This window comes from Mycobacteroides chelonae CCUG 47445, assembly GCF_001632805.1.
Classification (GTDB): Bacteria; Actinomycetota; Actinomycetes; order Mycobacteriales; family Mycobacteriaceae; genus Mycobacterium; species Mycobacterium chelonae.
Window position 1 is genome coordinate 333,743 of the sequence record NZ_CP007220.1, and the last position, 17,150, is coordinate 350,892.

Here is a 17,150-nt window from a genome sequence, read left to right on the forward strand (position 1 = left end):
AATGTGGACATGATTGCTGCCCGGTTCCTGCCGCCAGTGCTGCTCATCTGCTCGAACATCTTCATGACCTTTGCCTGGTATGGGCATCTGAAATTCAAGGATCACCCGCTGTGGGTGGTGGTGCTCGTCAGCTGGTTTATCGCGTTCTTCGAGTACTGCCTGGCGGTTCCCGCGAATCGTCTTGGTAGTGAGGTGTATTCAGGCGCCGAGCTCAAGGCGATGCAAGAGGTCATCACGCTGACGGTGTTTCTCGGTTTCGCGGTGTGGTACCTGGGGGAGAAGCTCACCCTGAATCACCTGGTGGGGTTCGTATTGATCGCCGCCGGGGCCTACTTCGTATTCAACGGCCCGTTCGGATAGGGATACCATTTCTTGACTCATTCCAGAAAAGGCGCATACTGGTGAGGTGACCGCAGTACAGCCCCCCGTCCCAGCCGCTGCATTGCGCAGGGCGGGACTGCGTGTCACGGCTCCGCGCGTCGCGGTTCTGAACGCGATTGCGGCGCATCCACATTCAACCGCAGATGTCATCGCGATGGTGGTGCGTGCCGATCTTGGGAAGGTGTCCACACAGGCCGTCTATGATGTGCTCAAGGCCTGTGTGAGCGCCGGGCTGGTGCGACGTATCGAACCAGCTGGTTCCGCGGCGCTCTTTGAGACGCGTATCGGCGACAACCATCACCACCTGGTTTGTCGCCGTTGTGGTGCCGTCACCGATGTGGACTGCACCGTCGGGCACGCGCCGTGCCTGGAGCCGTCACATACCGCGGGGTTCGTGGTCGACGAGGCCGAAATCGTGTTCTGGGGCCTGTGCCCCGAATGTCAGCCCAATTAGTCAGGTTTCGAGGAGGTTTTCATGTCCATCCGTACAACCACGAACACCGGAATCGCAGTGGAGAGCGACGACGAGTCGTTGACCGCGGGCATCCAGGGCCCGGTTCTGTTGCATGACCACTATCTGATCGAAAAGCTTGCGCAGTTCAACCGGGAACGTGTTCCCGAGCGCATCGTGCATGCCAAGGGCGCCGGCGCCTACGGAGAGCTTGTCGTCACCGCGGACGTCTCGAAGTACACCAAGGCCAAGCTGTTTCAGCCAGGTGCGAAAACAGAGTCGCTGGTGCGCTTTTCGACGGTGGCAGGCGAACAGGGCAGTCCCGATACCTGGCGTGACCCGCGTGGTTTCGCCATCAAGTTCTACACCGAGGACGGCAATTACGACCTGGTCGGCAACAACACCCCCGTCTTCTTCATTCGCGACGCCATCAAATTCCCGGACTTCATCCGCTCGCAGAAGCGGTTGCCGGGATCAGGATTGCGGGACCACAACATGCAGTGGGACTTTTGGACGCTGCGTCCCGAGACGGCACACCAGGTCACCTGGTTGATGGGTGATCGCGGGATCCCGAAGAACTACCGCCACATGAATGGATACGGCTCGCACACCTATCAGTGGGTCAATGCAGAGGGTGAGCGTTTCTGGGTGAAGTACCACTTCCGGACCGATCAGGGGCAGGACTTCCTGACTCAGCAGGAGGCGGATGCACTCGCCGGATCCGACGGCGACGCGCATCGTCGCGATCTGTGGGATGCGATCGAGCAAGGCAATTTTCCGAGCTGGACTCTCCACGTGCAGATCATGCCGGTGGCCGAGGCGCAGGGGTATCGGTTCAATCCGTTCGACCTGACCAAGGTCTGGTCCAAGAAGGACTACCCCTTGATCGAGGTCGGCAAGTGGACGCTCAATCGCAACCCGGGGAACTACTTCGTCGACATCGAGCAGGCTGCCTTCGAACCATCGAATATCGTTCCGGGAATTGGCTTCTCACCCGACAAGATGCTGCTGGGCCGGGTGTTTGCCTACGCCGACGCACATCGGTACCGGATTGGCACCAACTATGCGCAGTTGCCGCCCAACGAGGCGCGGGCCGCGACCGTGAACTCCTACTCCAAGGAGGGCGCGATGCGGTATCACTTCAATGATCCCGAGGTTCCGGTCTACGCCCCCAACTCCTTTGGGGGTCCGCATGCCGATCCACAGGCAGCGGGCGACGGCGGCGTGTGGGATTTCGACGGCACCGCCGTGCGTGCCGGGTATGTGCAACACGCCGAGGACGACGACTTCGTCCAGGCCGGAACCCTGGTGCGTGAGGTGCTGGACGATGAACAGCGCGCGCGGCTGGCGAGCAATATCGTGGGCCATGTGCTGGGCGGCGTCAGTGAACCCGTGCTGTCCCGGGTATTCGAATACTGGAAGAACGTAGACCCCGAGCTGGGCAAGGCCGTCGAAGAGGGCGTTCGCGCCGGTCTCGACGCGCAGTAGGGGAGTTCCTGGATGGCGCCGGTTCTCTTCAAGGGGGCCGGCGCCTTCCGTATGCTCGTCATATGTCCAATGAGGCCGTCTACACCGCAGAAGCCACGTCGACCGGGGGAGGTCGTGACGGGCATGTGCGCTCGTCGGATGGCCGGATAGATCTAGACACCCGAATTCCAAAAGCGATGGGCGGCAACGGCGAAGGCACCAATCCTGAGCAGTTGTTCGCGGCCGGGTACTCGGCGTGTTTCTTGAGTGCACTCAATCTGGTGGCGCGTATCGCGAAGGTGCAGCTCGACCCCGCGACTTCGATCACCGCGAAGGTGGGAATCTCCAAGACCTCGGAGGGCGGATTCGACCTGTCGGCCGAGCTGGACGGTTACCTGCCCGGGTTGTCCCAGGAGGTCGCAGATGACCTCTTGGAGCAGGCGCATGAGGTGTGCCCGTACTCCAACGCCACCCGCGGCAACATCGAGGTGACGGTCAAGGCGCGAGTCTGATGCGGGGGTACGTCGTCGCGGGGGTATCGGCGCTGGCCCTGGTGTTCGCGCCGACGGCCCAGGCGGTTGGCCCGGATGCCGTCGTGCTCAAGCCCACGGTGGTGAATTCGATCGTCGGCACCGAACTTCCCGTCACCCGTACTGTCGAGTCTCCGACGGCCGGCTATCAGGTGAGCGAACCGAGTTGTCTCAGTTTCGTCGATGTGGGGCTGGATGAGGTATTCAACGGTAACGGCGAATTGGCCGAGTATCGCGGGCAGACGTCACAGAAATCAGATTCGGACACAACGTATTCCGTGAAGCAGGCGGTGGGGGTCTTTCAGCGCCCGATTGCCGCGGTGGATCCGGTTGTCGCGCTGTTGTTCATGGACAACTGCTACGGCGTACCTCTGGACGTGACCGACGGCCAGGGGGCGCGGGAAACGTGGACCATCACCAAGGGCAAGTCGGGAGACACCACCGCCAGCTGGTCGATGGCCAGCGCCGCTGGGACTACCTGCTACGTGCAGATGCGCGCGAAGCGCGAGGTGTTATTGCAGGTGAAGGCGTGTGCGCCGAAGAATGGCGAGAAGATCGCCGCGGCCCTCGCCGATGCCATGGAGGGACGGGCATGACCATCAAGATCACCTCGGTCGTGACTACTGCGACGGTGGTCGCGCTCGCTTTGGCCCCCGTCGCGGGCGCCCGCCCGTCCGACCCGGGCGTCGTGAACTACGCGGTGCTCGCGCGGCGATCGGTGAGCAATGTTCTGGGGGCGCAGCTCGGTTCGCACAGCGAGTTCACTCAGCCGTTCCAGGGGTTCTCGGTGGACATCCCCGAATGCAACAACTGGTCGGACATTGGGCTTGACGAGGTGTACGCGGATCCGGATCTGGCCTCGTTCCGGGGTGCGGCGACGCAGGATTCGGCTACGGATGCAACGCATTTGGTCAAGCAGTCGATCGGGGTGTTCGCCAACAACGATGCCGCCGACCGCGCATTCCATCGGGTGGTGGACCGCACTCAAGGATGTTCCGGTCAGACGGCCACCTTGCTCCTGAACGACGGCCGACGCGAGGTGTGGACATTCACCGGACCAGCGCCCGGTGCCGCCGATGCCGCGTGGATGAAGGAGGAAGCCGGTGTTGACCGCCGCTGCTTCAACCAGACCCGTAGACGCGAGAATGTGCTGCTGCAAGCCAAGGTCTGTCAGCCGGGGAATGGCAGCCTTGCGGTGAACGTGCTGGCCAACACGATGCAAAACGGCCTGGGCCAGTAGGGGGAGCGTGGGGGGATTGCTTCTTTTACTGGGGCTAGTCGTCGTCCCGTTTTTGTTGTGGTCGATTCTTGATCCGAAGAGCCAGTGGCAGGCGCTGTCTTCCTGGAAATACCGGAACCCTGAAGCCAACGAGCCCAGCGAGACTGCTTACGCGATGACGCGGATCGGCGGTGTTGTGGGTCTGGTCGTGCTGGGGGTGGTCGGGTACAAGATGGTGCAGGCCGACCGGAAATATCGAGATCTGATGCCGCCGGCTAGCTCTGCGTCGATCACAAGCCCGCTGGATAGTCGAGTGTGTGGATCGTGTCGAAATCTGTTCGGAAAACAACACGATCCACACACTCGATCGGTCTTTACACCGTCGCCGCGGCCTCATTGAGTTCGTTGAGCGTGTTGGAGGCCTCCAGGTACTCCTGGACCCAACGCTCGATGACCGCGGCCGACTTCTCCACCTTGGTGAATTGGCCGACGACCTGTCCGATCGGGTTGAAGGCGACGTCGATGGTCTGATCCGGGAACTTGTGAGTGGCGGCCACCGCCATCCCGGAAACCATGTACTGCAAGGGCATCCCCAGCGGTTCGGGATTGCCCTCGGTCTGCCAGGCCTCGGTCCAATCGTTCTTGAGCATCCGGCACGGCTTGCCCGTGAAGGACCGACTCCGCACGGTATCGCGGCTGGTGGCCTTGACGTAGGTGTCCTGTTGTACCGCGGTGTTCTCGGCTTCCTCGACCATGAGCCACTGCGAGCCGCTCCACGCGCCCTGTGCACCCATCGCCAGCGCCGCGGCGATCTGGTAGCCGCTGCCGATACCTCCGGCGGCCAGCACGGGCACCGGTGCGATCTCCTTGACCACCTGCGGCCACAGCACGATCGAGCCGACCTCACCGCAATGGCCGCCGCCCTCGCCGCCCTGGGCGATGACGATGTCCACCCCGGCGTCGGCATGCTTGCGGGCCTGCTTGGGTGAACCACACAGCGCCGCGACCTTACGGCCGGCGTCGTGGATGTGCTTGATCATGTCGGGCGGAGGGGTGCCGAGCGCGTTGGCGATGAGCGTCATCTTGGGATGGCGCAGCGCGATCTCCACCTGGGGGGTCGCGGTGGCTTCGGTCCAGCCCAGCAGTTGCAGGGCGTTGTCGTTGCCCTCTTCGACGGGTACTCCGTGGTCGGCCAGCAGCTTGCGGCCGAAATCGAGGTGTTCCTGCGGAACCATCGACTGGAGCATCTTGGTGAGCTCATCGGCCGACATGTTCGCGTCCATGCCCTCGTACTTATTGGGGATGACGATGTCGACGCCATAGGGGTGGTCACCGATGTGCTCGTCGATCCAGTTCAGCTCGATTTCGAGCTGTTCGGGGGTGAATCCGACGGCGCCCAGCACGCCGAAGCCACCGGCCTTGCTCACCGCGACGACGACGTCCCGGCAGTGGGTGAAGGCGAAAATCGGGAACTCGATGCCGAGCTCGTCGCAGATCGGGGTGTGCATGACTTCTCCTTGGGTGATGGGAAGAGGGGCAGGCGGATGGCGGGATGGGGTCCCGGCAGAGGACTAGTAGGAGGGTCTAAAAACTGGAACGTGTTCTAGTTTAGAACAGGTCCTGCACGCCCGTCCGGCGGCTTCCCTACACTCACGCTGACCTAATCGCACGAGCCGGGAGTAGCCAGCGCATGTTTCCGCATATGGGAGTGCCGGACGCGGCCAATACCGCCTGGGTTCTGACGAGCGCCGCGCTGGTGCTCTTGATGACCCCGGCACTGGCCTTCTTCTACGGCGGCATGGTGCGCGCCAAGAGCGTCCTCAACATGATGATGATGTGCTTCTCGGCCGTTGCCGTGGTGTGGGTGCTCTGGGTGGCCTTTGGGTACTCGATGGCGTTCGGTACCGACATCGGTGGCGGACTACTCGGCGATCCGTTCCAGTTCGCCGGATTGCAGCATCTGTTCGAGGGCGACTACAAGGCGCCCTCGGTGCCGCTGTGGGGCCCGACCAACATTCCGGCGTTGGTGTTCGTCATGTTCCAGGCGGGGTTCGCCATGGTGACGGTGGCGCTCATCGCCGGTGCGGTCGCCGACCGGATGCGCTTCTTACCGTGGATCGCATTCACGGCACTGTGGGCAACCTTGGTGTACTTCCCGGTGGCGCACTGGGTATTCGCGGTTGAGGGCACCACTGCCGACAAGAGCGGATGGCTCGCGAACCTGGGCGTCCTCGACTTCGCCGGCGGTACCGCCGTGGAGATCAATTCGGGTGCTGCCGGTTTGGCGCTGGCCATCGTTCTTGGCAAGCGGCGGGGATGGCCGCGCGAAGCGATGCGCCCCCACAACCTGCCCGCCGTCATGCTCGGTGCCGGGCTGCTGTGGTTCGGCTGGTTCGGATTCAACGCCGGATCGGCGTTGGCTGCCGATGGCACCGCCGCGATTGTCATCGCCAACACCCTGGGTGCGGGCGCCATGTCGATGGCAGCCTGGCTGCTGGTCGAGAAGGTCCGGCACGGCAAGCCGACCTCATTCGGTGCGGCCTCGGGCGTCGTCGCGGGTTTGGTGGCCATCACACCTTCGTGTGCCGCGGTCACGCCTATCGGCGCGCTGGTGATCGGCGCGGTGGCCGGTGCGGTGAGCTCTCTTGCTATCGAGCTGAAATACCGCCTGGGATATGATGATTCGCTCGACGTGGTGGGCGTACACCTGGTGGGCGGCGTGGTCGGTACGTTGATGATCGGTGTTGTCGGCAGTGCCGCGGCCCCTGCCGGTGTCAATGGGCTGCTGTACGGCGGCGGGTTGCATCAGTTCTGGTTGCAGCTGGTGGGGGTGGCGGCGGTGCTCGCCTACTCGGTTGCGGTCACCGGGGTCATCGGGCTGGGTCTGCGCCATTCCATGGGAATTCGGTCGCATCCACAGCACGAGTCCGATGGTCTCGACGATGCCGAGCATGCCGAGTCGGCCTACGAGCTGGCCACCACCCGCGGTGGTGGGCTCATCAACCCGGGGCTCTGAACCTGCCGATCCCGGGTAGGAATCGCCCGACCCGGGATCCGTAGTCACGGTAGGTTTTGCCGTGCGTCGCGAGGAGGTACGGCTCTTCTACCACCCGTACCTGCAGTTCGATTGAGGCGGCGAGTAACACGAAACCGCTGAGGGCCAACAGGTTCGGGGTCATGAGGGCCGACCCGGCCGCGAAGGTCAGCATTGCCGTGAAGATCGGGTTGCGAACCCAGCCGAAAACGCCGCTGCTCACCAATGTGGTGGTCTCACGGGTGTCGACACCAACTCGCCACGATTCGCCCATGGTCTGCTGTGCCCCGACCGTGGCGACGATTCCCGTTACCGCCAATGCGATTCCCGCGATGTGAAGAGTTCGATGATCCAGTGCGGCAAGGGGGGCGATGAGTCCCGCCAACTGCAGGATGGGTGCGAGCAGGGCGGCGATTATCGCGGCGATGAATCCCACACCCGCGAACCATTCGCGTGAACCGGGGCTGCCGTGGAATCCGCGGACGCCGGTGGAGCCGGTCGCCCGCCACTGTCGGTAGCTCTTCCAGCCCAGTCCGGCAGCGATGAAGACCAGATACAAGACAAGCGCTGCCAGAGGCATGAAACTCCCTTCATTTAATGCATACATTCGCATAGAACAATATTTCAAGATGAGTGTCAATAACCCGATGGGTCATTCCCGCTGCTCGTCTAGGCTCCTGCGGTTATGAGGTCTGTTCTGGGGGTGGCGTCGTTCCTTTGTGTGCTGGCGATGACAGCGTCGCCGAGCACCGCCTCGGCGAATCCTGACGAGTTACCAGTGCTGGTGGACGCGCTGCCGGGTCTGATGCTTGAGCCCGGGGACGTGAGTCCCGTCATGGGGTCCGGCATGTTTGTGTCCGGAGATTGGGCCGGGCTGGTGTCGGATCGGACCGACAGACCCGAATGCGGCAGTGTGGTTTTGGCGTCGGCGGCCAGTTATGAATCCTCCAATTACTTGTCCGGGCGGTACCGGTCATTGACGGACGGGCCGAGCTGGACGCGCTTGGTGGACCAGAGCATGGTGATCTTTCCGGAGTGGTCGGATGCGACGAACTTCGCGCTCGGCGAGGCGGATCGCTGGCGGGCCTGCGAGAACCAGCGGGTCACTTCGCTCTTGCCGCAACCGGACGGAAGCACGCGTCGTGAATGGGTGCAGCTTCGCAAGATCGTCCAGGTGCAAGAGGTTCTGGTAGTCGGCTACGCGTGGCCGACGGATTACGGCGGAGCCATGTACTGCCAGCACGCGCTCGCGCCGCTACGAAACGTTGCTATCGACGTGCGGGTTTGTGGTCAACGAGACGGGAACCGTGCACTGGACCTCATCCAGGCGCTGCTGCCGCGGGTGGCTCAGGCGTAAGAGCACTCAAAGATGCTGTGACAAAACCTCTCTCGGGTAGCCTCGATGCGTGCCCGGCAGAGATGGCCTCATCGTCTGTGGCGAGACGCTGGTCGACGTGGTACCCGCGGCCGACGGATTGTGGCGCTCGGTGCCAGGCGGTGGGCCGTACAACACCGCGATCACCTCTGCCAGGCTTGGCACGCGAACCGCTCTTCTCACGCAGGTGTCGCGCGACGTCTTCGGGCGCCAGTGCATCGACAACCTGACCGCGGCGGGTGTCGATGAGTCGTTGGTGATACGCCATGACGTCCCTACGACATTGGCCATCGCGGAAGTCGACGACCTGGGTGTCGCTCAGTACCGGTTCTATTGGCAGGGAACCACCAATGATGTTGCTCCGCCATCGCTTCCTGTTCCGGCGCTCGCCCCGGCGGCGGTGTGGGCGGGCTCGATCGCCAGCGTCCTCTGGCCGGGGCGCGAGACGCTACGGGCCTGGATTGTCGAGCACTATTCGGACACCCCGCTCACTTTCGATGTGAATGTGCGCCCAACTCTCATCAGTGACCGCCAGACGTATGTCGAGCGCATTACCCCGTGGCTGGCCATCGCGGAAGTGGCGCGGGCCAGTACCGAAGATCTCCAGTTCCTGTACCCGGGCGGATCGATTGAGGGTGTGGTGAGCCACTGGTTCGATGCTTACCCCCACATCGAGATCGCGTTGATCACCTGCGGTGCGGCAGGGTCGCTGGCCTTCCGGCGGGGCGAACTGTCACCGCTGCACATCCCCGCCCATGAGGTCAGCGTCGTGGACACCGTCGGCGCCGGTGACACGTATACCGGCGCCTTCCTTGACGGGTTCTATCAGCGGCGGCTCGAGCTGCCCGAGGCACTGCACCGTGCGGCGGTGGCGGCGGCGATCACCTGTACCCGTCCAGGAGCGCAGCCGCCCGATTCCGCTGAGCTGGCCAAGGAGCTGCGCCGCATCGGGTCCTAGAGTTCAATACACAAGAATCGGGGCCGAGGACAGGGGGGCGCATGCGATCAGTGGTGGGAACACTGGTGGTGGTACTCGGCGCCTTGCACCCGGCCGTCGCGGCCGCCGAACCATCGCCCACGGTGCCGCCTTCGGCGATCGACCGACTGATGCTCACCCAGCGAGAGGCCGAACGGGTGATGGGAGTGGCTCTGCCCAATGTCCAGCGGCAGAGTGCCACCTTCGCATTGGATACCGACCGCCCGGATTGTGGAAGTGTGGTGTTGGCTTCGGTATCGAGCTATGACCGGTCGCCTTATGTGGCTGCGCACTCCCAGGCACTCTGGGATCACGCCGGCTGGTTCACCCTGGTGGATCAAAGCGTGGCGGTCTTCGGTACCGATGCGGAGGCCCGCGATTTCGCGCACAGCGAGGCCGATCGCTGGCGGGCATGTGAGCATCAGACCATCAGTGTCTCCGAGCTGGCCATCGATGGCACGACTCTGGTGGCGACCGTGGATGTTCGGGATGTCACGCAGGTCGACAACCTGCTCGCGGTCGGCTACTCAAGGAACGATTCGGCGTATGCGTCATGTCAGCATGTGCTTCTCGGCGAGCGCAACGTCACCGTCGATATCCGAACGTGCTCAACGGTTTCCAAGAGTGATGGTGAGCGGGCATTCGAATTGATGAAGATCGTCGGTCCGCGAGTGTGGGAGGCATAAGTCATGAGAGTTCCGGCCTGGGCAGTCGCGACCACGACGGCGGGGATGCTTATGGCGTCACCCGCACACGCGGATCCGGGTTCGATCGTGCCGCCCGCCGCGATCGATAACCTGATGGTGACGCCGCAAGAGGCATCGTCGGTGCTGGGAGTTGGCTTCCCGACAGTCAATCGGCTCAATGCGCTGCCAGATCTGTCGACGGACAGACCCGATTGTGGCAGCGTGATTCGCGCGTCCATCGCCACCTACGACCGCGCGCCGTACATGGCCGCGCATGACCAGCAGCTCGAAGATGCGGCTCCGTGGACCGTCCAGGTCTCACAAAGCGTTGCGGTCTTCCCCTCCGACGACGAGGCCCGCGACTTCGCTTCCAGTGAAATGGATTTGTGGCAGCGGTGTGCGAACCAAACAGTGCGTGACGGCTTCCAGTGGCGATACATGATCAGTGCGCTGCGCCGTGATGATGACGCGATCGTGGGACCGTACGTGATGATCGCCGATAACGGAGTGCGTAAGGCCTGCACGCATCTACTGGTCAGAGTGCGTAACACCGTGACTGACATGCGGACATGCTCGGACGGTCCCGAGCGTTACGAACGTGTTTTGCGCATCACCAGGATCATCGGGCCCCGCTACGAAGCGGCCTGAACACGCACCGCGCGACGGGGATTGACGGACGTCTGCAGGGCGGCCACCTCGGGACCTGCCTGCGCCACCGCGAACCGATACAGGTCCGCCATGCTCGCGGTGCTGCCTGCGATGGTGCCGTCGGGCAGCCGCGCCTCACCAGCTGCGACGGTGACCGGCAGCTGGCCCAATTGATAAGCACCATCGGGCATTCCGGCGGCGCACATCGCGTCGGTGACGAGAGCGATTCGGTCTGGTCCCACTGCGGCCAGCACCATTCGGTAGATCGCGGGGTGGATGTGTACGCCATCGGCGATTAACTCGATGGTCACTGCGGGGCTCTCCAGGAGTGCCGGGATGGGGCCGGGCTCGCGATGGTGGATCGGGCGCATGGCGTTGAACAGATGAGTGGCGACGGTGGCACCGGACGAAATAGCCTGCAAGGTCTGCTCATACGTGGCATCGGTATGCCCCACTGCCGCCACTACGCCGCGCGCGACAAGCAACTCGATCGCCGGGATCGCGCCCGGGAGCTCGGGCGCGATGGTGACCATCCGAATATGCCCGGCGCCCGCGTCCAGTAGCCGCTCGAGCTCGGCAAGATCCGGTTCGCGCAGCAGCCGCGGATCGTGAGCTCCGGCATATCGCGGCGACAGCCAGGGGCCTTCCAGGTGTATGCCGGCGATACCCCCGGTGCTCGCCGTGCCGGCAAGCACGCGCACGGCGTTGAGCAGGTCATCGGGCGCCAGAGTCACCAGGCTGGCCAGCATGCCATCGGTGCCGTGGGACCGATGCCATTCTGCGGCAGTGTGATTGGCCTCCGGATCGTCTCCAAATGATGCGCCGCCACCGCCATGCACGTGCATGTCAAAAAACCCGGCAGAACCCACGTCATGTCCTCAGAGTGTTTCGGTCACCTTGGATAGACCTCGTGGTACATCAGGGTCTTCTCCGCGGCCGATCGCCAATTGCAGGGCAAGCAGCTGCAGCGGAATGATGGCCAACATGGGCGAAAGCTCCTCGAGCGTCGGCTCCAGGGTGACGCCCAGCCCGGTGGCTGCCACCGCGTCCGCCGATCCCACGCAGCACACATCGGCTCCGCGTCCGGCCAACCGGTGCAGCACGTCGTTCATGGCCCGGCCGCCAACCCCATCGGGCACGATCGCGATCACCGGTACCTGCGGATCGATCATGGCCAACGGGCCATGCAACAGATCTGCCCCGGAGAATGCCTGGGCAGAAAGATAACTCGTTTCCATCAGCTTGAGGGCGGCCTCGCGTGCGGTGGGGTATGAGTAGCCGCGACCGGTGGTGACCAGGCGTGAGGCGAAGCGGTACCGGGTAGCCAGCTGCTGGACCACGGCGCTGTGCAGGATTTCCTCACCGCGTTCTGGGAGCAGGGCGGCCGCGGTGTTATCGCGGCCCGCCACATCGGTGAGCAGCAGATACAGCGCCAGCAATTGCGCCGTGTACGACTTGGTGGCCGCAACCGCCAGTTCAGGGCCGGCCAACACGTCCACGTGGTGTTCGGCAGCGGTGGCCAGCGCAGATTTCGGGGCGTTGGTCACGGCAACGGTCAGCGCTCCCTGCTCGCGTGCCACCGACAGCGTCTGCACCAGGTCGGGGGAGCCCCCCGATTGACTGACTCCGATTACCAGCACACCCGAAAGATCGGGCCGCGCACCGTAGGTCGTCATGGTCGAAGGGGAGGCCAGACCGGCCGGGACCTGCAGGATGATCTCGGTGAGGTACTTGCCGTACAGCGCGGCGTGGTCGCTGGTGCCGCGCGCGACGAAGAGCACGAAGCGCGGCCGGTACTCGACGATCTTGGCTGCTACCTCCGCGATGCCTGATCGGCCCTCCGAAAGCAGCCGCCCCCATACGGCAGGCTGTTGGCGGATCTCGTCAGCCATATGCGTCCCCGCGGTCATGCCTTCTCCAATCCGTCGACATCGACCCCGGCCAGGGCCAATGCTCCAAACACCGGTTCACGTTGCAGCACAGCGATATCCGAAACACCGGTGCTGCGTGTACGTTCGATGATATCGGCGACGAGGCCCGGTTGGTTGACCAGTAGACCCCCGCCGAGTACCACAGGCAGTCCAGGGCCCAATCGTAGGCAGACACCCTCGATCAAGGCGGCCAAGTCGATGGCTGTTTGCCTGGTGATCACCTGTGCGGCGTCATCACCTGCCGAGGCGAGGTCGAAGACAAGCCCTGCCATCTTGGCCCAGTACCGGCGTTCGGGGTGGGCATAGAAATGATCCAGCAGCTGCGCGGGCTCGGTGACACCGCACTCGGTGGTGAACCGTTGCGAGAGCGCGTCGGGAGGATCGCCCCGATCGGACAAAGAGAGAGCGTGCCGCACAGCAGATCTGGACACGCCGTAGCCGCTGCCGTCGTCCCCGAGTAGGTAGCCCCAACCGCCGACTCGCGCGGTGGCACCGTCGCCACGTTTTCCCCAGGCCACCGATCCGGTACCGGATATCACCGCGATGCCGGCCGTGAGGCCGCCCGCCGCCAGGATGAGCTGCGTATCGTGCACCGCGGTGATGTCGGCGTGAGGTGCATACGGTTGCAGCAGCCGAATCAGGGCCTGCGCGCCCTCGGGGGTATCCACCCCGGCCGACCCGGCGCTCACGCGGGAGACATCGTCCCGGTTCAGCTCGGAAAAGATGTCGGCGAAAACGGTTTTCGCCTGCTCCTCGCTCACCGACTGCAAATTGGCGCTACCTGCCAGCGCCTCGCCGATCACCTTGCCGTCCGCGACGGCCAGTGCGCGGGTCTTGGACCCGCCGATGTCTATCCCAACTACTACGCCTCGGGCCACTTGCCTCCGCTTTCCCAGAAATGCCGGATCTCCTCAAGGTTGCGGCCCTTGGTTTCCGGTGCCAACAGATAGACGAACACGAGGGCGGCCAACGCCAGAGCGCCGAAGACCCCGAACGCCACGGTGCCGCCGAGTGCGGTCAACAACGTCAAGAAATACATGGAGACAACGGCATTGGCCACCAGGTCCGAAGTCAGCATGGCGCTGGCCCCATAGGAGCGCAGCCGTGCCGGGAAGCTCTCGCCCGCGTACACCCACACCAGCGAGCCGAACCCGAAGGTGAAGCCCACCGCAATGAGCACGATTCCGAGGAAGCCGAGAACTGTCAGCACGCCACCGAATGACGATCCACCGATTGCGAATACGGTGACCAGCAGGGCGTCGGCGATGATCATGATGGTGATGCCGATCATGAGGATGGGACGGCGGCCCATCCGGTCGATGGTCGACATGGACACGAATACCGCCAGCAGCGCTGCCACCTGAACGAGCGCGGGCAGTCCGAGCTTGGCGAAATATCCGGACATGCCCATCGCCTCGAAGATGCGAGGCCCGTAGTAGACGACAGCGTTGATGCCGGTGATCTGAATGAAGAACCCAAGGCCGACAACGAAAAAAGTTGCTCTGTTGTAGGGCGGAGTCACCATCTCTTTGAGTCGTGCCAGCACCGAACCTCCGCCTTCGGACCGCAGGGCGTCGGCAATCTCATCGAGCTCGTGGTCGACGTCGATATCGGGATCCACCGTGGTGAGGATCTCGCGTGCCCGTGCGCGGTCGCCACGCATCATGTACCAGCGAGCCGTATCGGGGAGCTTGCGCAGGGCGATCAATACCAGCACGGCGGGGATGGCTGCCAGACCCAGCATCAGTCGCCAGCTGCCCGTTGACGACAATGCCCAGGCGATGAGGTACCCGGCGATGATCCCTGTTACGCAAGCCAGTTGGTAGAGCACCAGCATCGAGCCCCTGATCTTGGTGGGGGAGGACTCGGCGACGAACACGGGAACCACCACCACCGACACACCCACAGTGAGCCCGAGCAAGAATCGCGCAGCGACCAGGGTGTTCAGGTCGACGGCCAGTGCGGAGAGCAGCGAGAAGATTCCAAACGTCGCCGCCACCAGGACCATTGACCGTTTCCGGCCGATCTTGTTGGACAGTGGGCCGCCGATGAGTGCGCCCACGATCTCGCCGATCACCACCGCGGTGGCGGCCACCTGCTGGTCATTGGTAGACAGATGTAGATCGTCGGTGAGGAAGAGCAGCGCACCTGCGATGTTGGAGGAGTCGTATCCGTAGATGACACCCACCGCTGCGGCCGTCACGGCCACCATGAGACCCAGACGCGATGTCGAGCGGAGGTCGGTGATCAGGCTCATCCCACGTATTAGACACTGAGGATGCGGCGGGCACGGGTTATTGGAGGTGGCGGTGAAGATCGGTGTTGTTGCTCCGGTAGAGCTCGGGATGACCGCGGAACCCGACAAGATCCTCGAATTCGCGCGTGCCGCAGAGCGGCTGGGATTCAGCGAGATCTCCGTGGTGGAGCACGCCGTCGTCATCGGAGACACGCAGAGCACCTACCCGTACTCGCCGACCGGTCAGTCGCACCTGCCCGATGATGTCGACATCCCCGACCCGCTGGAGCTGCTGTCGTTTGTCGCGGGTGCCACCACGACGCTGGGGCTTTCCACCGGGGTGCTGGTGTTACCCGACCACCACCCCGTGGTGCTGGCCAAACGTCTGGCGACCCTGGACCGATTGAGCCGGGGACGGCTGCGGGTCTGTCTGGGAGTCGGATGGATGCGTGAGGAGATCGAGGCGTGCGGGGGCGACTTCGACCATCGCGGCGCGGCTACCGATGAAGCCGTCGCGGTGATGCGCACACTGTGGTCAACCGATGGGCCTGCTGCATACGACGGGGATTTCTACCGGTTCCACGACGCCTATTCCTACCCCAAGCCTATTCGGCCACAAGGTGTTCCGCTGTACATAGGTGGGCACAGCAAGGCCGCGGCACGGCGTGCTGGGCGGCTGGGCGATGGCTTTCAACCGCTGGGCCTAGTTGGTGAGGAGCTGTCGGCCGCGCTCAATGTCATGCGAGCCGCGGCTACCGATGCGGGTCGAGATCCTGCGAGTATCGACCTCGTGCTGGGGCATGGTCTGCATCGCGTGGACCAGGCGGCGCTGGAGCAGGCGCACCAGCGCGGTGCGGGACGGATGCTGCTGTCGGCGTCGCGGTGCGCCACGACGCTGGAAGCGGTGCTTGAGGAGATGGCGGCGTGCGCTAGCCGACTCGAACTGGTCGGTCCTCGCTGAACACCACGACCGGCTCGCGGCGGGCGAAGAGCCAACCGGCAGGTCCGCGCTCGTAGGTGTCGAGGTAGCGGACGGCCATCACGTTGTCGTGATGCTGGTCGCCGCGCAGGTAGATGTGGTGGGCCATGCAATAGACCTCGCCCGTCGCGCTGTCACCGTGAACAGTCGCCGTCTGCTGGCCCACGAGGTGATACGTCGCATGCAGCGGCGTGAGTGCCGCGACGATCGAATCCGCGATCGCCTCGCGGCCCTGCAGGGCCGCCGAATCACCCTTGCGCAGCAGGGCCGGGGGCCGGATCAGTTCGGCGTCAGCCGAGAACAGTGCGACGAGCGCGTCGACGTCACGGTGGTCCGCGGCGCTGGCATACCGGGCGACGAGATCCTGGATGGCGAGTCGGTCATCGGTCACGGATACAAAGACTATGGGGCCTCGATCTCCCAACCAACTGATCGGTTAGGGTGCGGCTCATGGATATCAATGGTGTGTCTGCAATCGTCACGGGTGGCGCCTCGGGTCTGGGTGCCGCAACTGCTCGCCTGCTCGCCGCGCAGGGCGCCAAGGTCGTCATCGCCGACGTCCAGGACGAAAAGGGTGAGGCTCTGGCCAAGGAACTCGGTGGCGCCTTCGTGCACACCGATGTCACCAGCGAGACCGACGGTATCGCCGCCGTCGACGCCGCCAAGGAGCTGGGCCCGGTGCGCGTCCTCATCAACTGCGCGGGCGTCGGCTGGCCCGGCCGCACCATCGGCAAGGACGGGCAGTACGCCTCGGCACACTCGCTGGACATCTTCTCCAAGGTCATCGGCATCAACCTGATCGGCTCGTTCAACCTGATCCGTCTCGCGGCCACCGCGATCAGCCAGGAAGAGCCGGTCGACGAGTTCGGTGAGCGCGGCGCCATCGTCAACACCGCCTCCGTCGCGGCGTTCGACGGCCAGATCGGCCAGGCCGCCTACTCGGCGTCCAAGGGCGGAATCGTGGGCATGACGCTGCCGATCGCGCGTGATCTGTCGGTCGTGGGCATCCGTGTCAACACCATCGCGCCGGGTCTCATCGACACCCCGATCTACGGTGAGGGCGACTCCGCGCAACAGTTCAAGGACCGCCTGGCACCGAACGTGCTCTACCCGCAGCGCCTGGGTAACCCCGAGGAATTCGCCTCGCTGGCCCTTGAGCTCGTCACCAACAGCTACATGAATGCCGAGACGATTCGCATCGACGGCGGAGCCCGCCTCCAGCCGAAGTAGCGCTACT

The 17,150-nt window shown here is 63.9% G+C and carries 21 protein-coding genes; 14 read left to right on the top strand and 7 right to left on the bottom strand.

The window, feature by feature from the left end:
- Positions 1 to 9: 9 nt before the first annotated feature.
- The 7 genes from BB28_RS01665 to BB28_RS24335 all read left to right on the top strand — a co-directional run bounded on the left by BB28_RS01665 (position 10) and on the right by BB28_RS24335 (position 4,448).
- Positions 10 to 360, top strand: coding sequence for a DMT family protein (locus BB28_RS01665; RefSeq protein ID WP_030095976.1), 351 nt, complete (start codon positions 10 to 12; stop codon positions 358 to 360).
- 46 nt (positions 361 to 406) lie between these two features.
- Entirely contained in the window at positions 407 to 835 is a 429-nt protein-coding gene (locus tag BB28_RS01670) for a Fur family transcriptional regulator (protein WP_046252261.1), read from the top strand.
- A 21-nt stretch (positions 836 to 856) separates the two neighbouring features.
- Positions 857 to 2,320, top strand: coding sequence for a catalase (locus BB28_RS01675; protein WP_046252262.1), 1,464 nt, complete (start codon positions 857 to 859; stop codon positions 2,318 to 2,320).
- Positions 2,321 to 2,382: 62 nt separating this feature from the next.
- Complete coding sequence (locus BB28_RS01680; protein ID WP_046252263.1) at positions 2,383 to 2,811, top strand: organic hydroperoxide resistance protein; 429 nt, start codon at positions 2,383 to 2,385, stop codon at positions 2,809 to 2,811.
- Entirely contained in the window at positions 2,811 to 3,425 is a 615-nt protein-coding gene (locus BB28_RS01685; protein WP_046252264.1) for a sensor domain-containing protein, read from the top strand. The genes BB28_RS01680 and BB28_RS01685 overlap by 1 nt, the downstream gene beginning before the upstream one ends.
- A complete protein-coding gene (locus tag BB28_RS01690) occupies positions 3,422 to 4,069 on the top strand; it encodes a sensor domain-containing protein (RefSeq protein ID WP_046252265.1) in 648 nt (215 codons plus the stop codon). Before BB28_RS01685 ends, BB28_RS01690 begins: the two co-directional genes overlap by 4 nt.
- Before the next feature lie 7 nt (positions 4,070 to 4,076).
- The gene (locus BB28_RS24335; protein ID WP_046252266.1) at positions 4,077 to 4,448 is read left to right on the top strand and encodes a DUF6199 family natural product biosynthesis protein; all 372 of its coding nucleotides are present in this window, start codon (positions 4,077 to 4,079) and stop codon (positions 4,446 to 4,448) included.
- On the opposite strand, the gene BB28_RS01695 is transcribed toward BB28_RS24335, so the two are convergent.
- Positions 4,423 to 5,556, bottom strand: coding sequence for a nitronate monooxygenase (locus tag BB28_RS01695; RefSeq protein ID WP_046252267.1), 1,134 nt, complete (start codon positions 5,554 to 5,556; stop codon positions 4,423 to 4,425). The two genes, BB28_RS24335 and BB28_RS01695, sit on opposite strands and share 26 nt — an antisense overlap.
- Before the next feature lie 182 nt (positions 5,557 to 5,738).
- Between BB28_RS01695 and BB28_RS01700 the strand changes: the two genes are divergently transcribed.
- Positions 5,739 to 7,064 carry an ammonium transporter gene (locus BB28_RS01700; RefSeq protein WP_030095969.1) on the top strand — a complete coding sequence of 442 codons (1,326 nt, stop codon included), beginning with the start codon at positions 5,739 to 5,741 and terminating at the stop codon, positions 7,062 to 7,064.
- On the opposite strand, the gene BB28_RS01705 is transcribed toward BB28_RS01700, so the two are convergent.
- Positions 7,048 to 7,662, bottom strand: a complete 615-nt coding sequence (locus BB28_RS01705) for a methyltransferase family protein (protein ID WP_046252268.1) — start codon at positions 7,660 to 7,662, stop codon at positions 7,048 to 7,050. The genes BB28_RS01700 and BB28_RS01705 overlap by 17 nt on opposite strands.
- A 123-nt stretch (positions 7,663 to 7,785) precedes the next feature.
- Here BB28_RS01705 and BB28_RS01710 point away from each other — a divergent pair, with 123 nt between their 5' ends.
- From BB28_RS01710 to BB28_RS01725, 4 genes are read left to right on the top strand one after another with little or no spacing between them, the layout of a single operon-like run.
- Positions 7,786 to 8,439, top strand: a complete 654-nt coding sequence (locus tag BB28_RS01710) for a sensor domain-containing protein (RefSeq protein ID WP_052740083.1) — start codon at positions 7,786 to 7,788, stop codon at positions 8,437 to 8,439.
- A gap of 49 nt (positions 8,440 to 8,488) precedes the next feature.
- The gene (locus BB28_RS01715) at positions 8,489 to 9,415 is read left to right on the top strand and encodes a carbohydrate kinase family protein (RefSeq protein ID WP_046252270.1); all 927 of its coding nucleotides are present in this window, start codon (positions 8,489 to 8,491) and stop codon (positions 9,413 to 9,415) included.
- A 41-nt stretch (positions 9,416 to 9,456) separates the two neighbouring features.
- Positions 9,457 to 10,119, top strand: coding sequence for a sensor domain-containing protein (locus BB28_RS01720; protein WP_046252271.1), 663 nt, complete (start codon positions 9,457 to 9,459; stop codon positions 10,117 to 10,119).
- Positions 10,120 to 10,122: 3 nt separating this feature from the next.
- Positions 10,123 to 10,767 (top strand): sensor domain-containing protein, encoded by a 645-nt coding sequence (locus BB28_RS01725; RefSeq protein WP_046252272.1) that lies wholly within the window; start codon positions 10,123 to 10,125, stop codon positions 10,765 to 10,767.
- Here BB28_RS01725 and BB28_RS01730 read toward each other — a convergent pair.
- The 4 genes from BB28_RS01730 to BB28_RS01745 are packed head-to-tail and all read right to left on the bottom strand — an operon-like array spanning position 10,752 to position 14,955.
- A complete protein-coding gene (locus BB28_RS01730; RefSeq protein ID WP_225421975.1) occupies positions 10,752 to 11,636 on the bottom strand; it encodes an N-acetylglucosamine-6-phosphate deacetylase in 885 nt (294 codons plus the stop codon). The two genes, BB28_RS01725 and BB28_RS01730, sit on opposite strands and share 16 nt — an antisense overlap.
- A gap of 9 nt (positions 11,637 to 11,645) precedes the next feature.
- Complete coding sequence (locus BB28_RS01735; protein WP_046252274.1) at positions 11,646 to 12,659, bottom strand: SIS domain-containing protein; 1,014 nt, start codon at positions 12,657 to 12,659, stop codon at positions 11,646 to 11,648.
- Between the two features lie 14 nt (positions 12,660 to 12,673).
- Entirely contained in the window at positions 12,674 to 13,576 is a 903-nt protein-coding gene (locus tag BB28_RS01740) for an N-acetylglucosamine kinase (RefSeq protein ID WP_101312319.1), read from the bottom strand.
- On the bottom strand, positions 13,561 to 14,955 hold the full coding sequence (locus tag BB28_RS01745; RefSeq protein ID WP_046252276.1) for a sugar porter family MFS transporter: 1,395 nt from the start codon (positions 14,953 to 14,955) through the stop codon (positions 13,561 to 13,563). Before BB28_RS01745 ends, BB28_RS01740 begins: the two co-directional genes overlap by 16 nt.
- 52 nt (positions 14,956 to 15,007) lie before the next feature.
- Here BB28_RS01745 and BB28_RS01750 point away from each other — a divergent pair, with 52 nt between their 5' ends.
- On the top strand, positions 15,008 to 15,895 hold the full coding sequence (locus BB28_RS01750; protein ID WP_046255448.1) for an LLM class F420-dependent oxidoreductase: 888 nt from the start codon (positions 15,008 to 15,010) through the stop codon (positions 15,893 to 15,895).
- Here the strand turns inward: BB28_RS01750 and BB28_RS01755 are convergent.
- Positions 15,864 to 16,304 carry a nuclear transport factor 2 family protein gene (locus tag BB28_RS01755; RefSeq protein ID WP_046252277.1) on the bottom strand — a complete coding sequence of 147 codons (441 nt, stop codon included), beginning with the start codon at positions 16,302 to 16,304 and terminating at the stop codon, positions 15,864 to 15,866. The two genes, BB28_RS01750 and BB28_RS01755, sit on opposite strands and share 32 nt — an antisense overlap.
- 59 nt (positions 16,305 to 16,363) lie before the next feature.
- On the opposite strand from BB28_RS01755, the gene BB28_RS01760 reads away from it, so the two are divergent.
- Positions 16,364 to 17,143 (top strand): SDR family NAD(P)-dependent oxidoreductase, encoded by a 780-nt coding sequence (locus tag BB28_RS01760; RefSeq protein ID WP_046252278.1) that lies wholly within the window; start codon positions 16,364 to 16,366, stop codon positions 17,141 to 17,143.
- Positions 17,144 to 17,150 lie beyond the last annotated feature (7 nt).

Coding starts and splice junctions, on each gene's coding strand:
- BB28_RS01665 (WP_030095976.1), top strand. CDS start 10: ATGATTGCTGCCCGGTTCCTGCCGCCAGTGCTGCTCATCTGCTCGAAC.
- BB28_RS01675 (WP_046252262.1), top strand. CDS start 857: ATGTCCATCCGTACAACCACGAACACCGGAATCGCAGTGGAGAGCGAC.
- BB28_RS01680 (WP_046252263.1), top strand. CDS start 2,383: ATGTCCAATGAGGCCGTCTACACCGCAGAAGCCACGTCGACCGGGGGA.
- BB28_RS01685 (WP_046252264.1), top strand. CDS start 2,811: ATGCGGGGGTACGTCGTCGCGGGGGTATCGGCGCTGGCCCTGGTGTTC.
- BB28_RS01690 (WP_046252265.1), top strand. CDS start 3,422: ATGACCATCAAGATCACCTCGGTCGTGACTACTGCGACGGTGGTCGCG.
- BB28_RS01695 (WP_046252267.1), bottom strand. CDS start 5,556: ATGCACACCCCGATCTGCGACGAGCTCGGCATCGAGTTCCCGATTTTC.
- BB28_RS01700 (WP_030095969.1), top strand. CDS start 5,739: ATGTTTCCGCATATGGGAGTGCCGGACGCGGCCAATACCGCCTGGGTT.
- BB28_RS01705 (WP_046252268.1), bottom strand. CDS start 7,662: ATGCCTCTGGCAGCGCTTGTCTTGTATCTGGTCTTCATCGCTGCCGGA.
- BB28_RS01720 (WP_046252271.1), top strand. CDS start 9,457: ATGCGATCAGTGGTGGGAACACTGGTGGTGGTACTCGGCGCCTTGCAC.
- BB28_RS01725 (WP_046252272.1), top strand. CDS start 10,123: ATGAGAGTTCCGGCCTGGGCAGTCGCGACCACGACGGCGGGGATGCTT.
- BB28_RS01735 (WP_046252274.1), bottom strand. CDS start 12,659: ATGGCTGACGAGATCCGCCAACAGCCTGCCGTATGGGGGCGGCTGCTT.
- BB28_RS01745 (WP_046252276.1), bottom strand. CDS start 14,955: ATGAGCCTGATCACCGACCTCCGCTCGACATCGCGTCTGGGTCTCATG.
- BB28_RS01760 (WP_046252278.1), top strand. CDS start 16,364: ATGGATATCAATGGTGTGTCTGCAATCGTCACGGGTGGCGCCTCGGGT.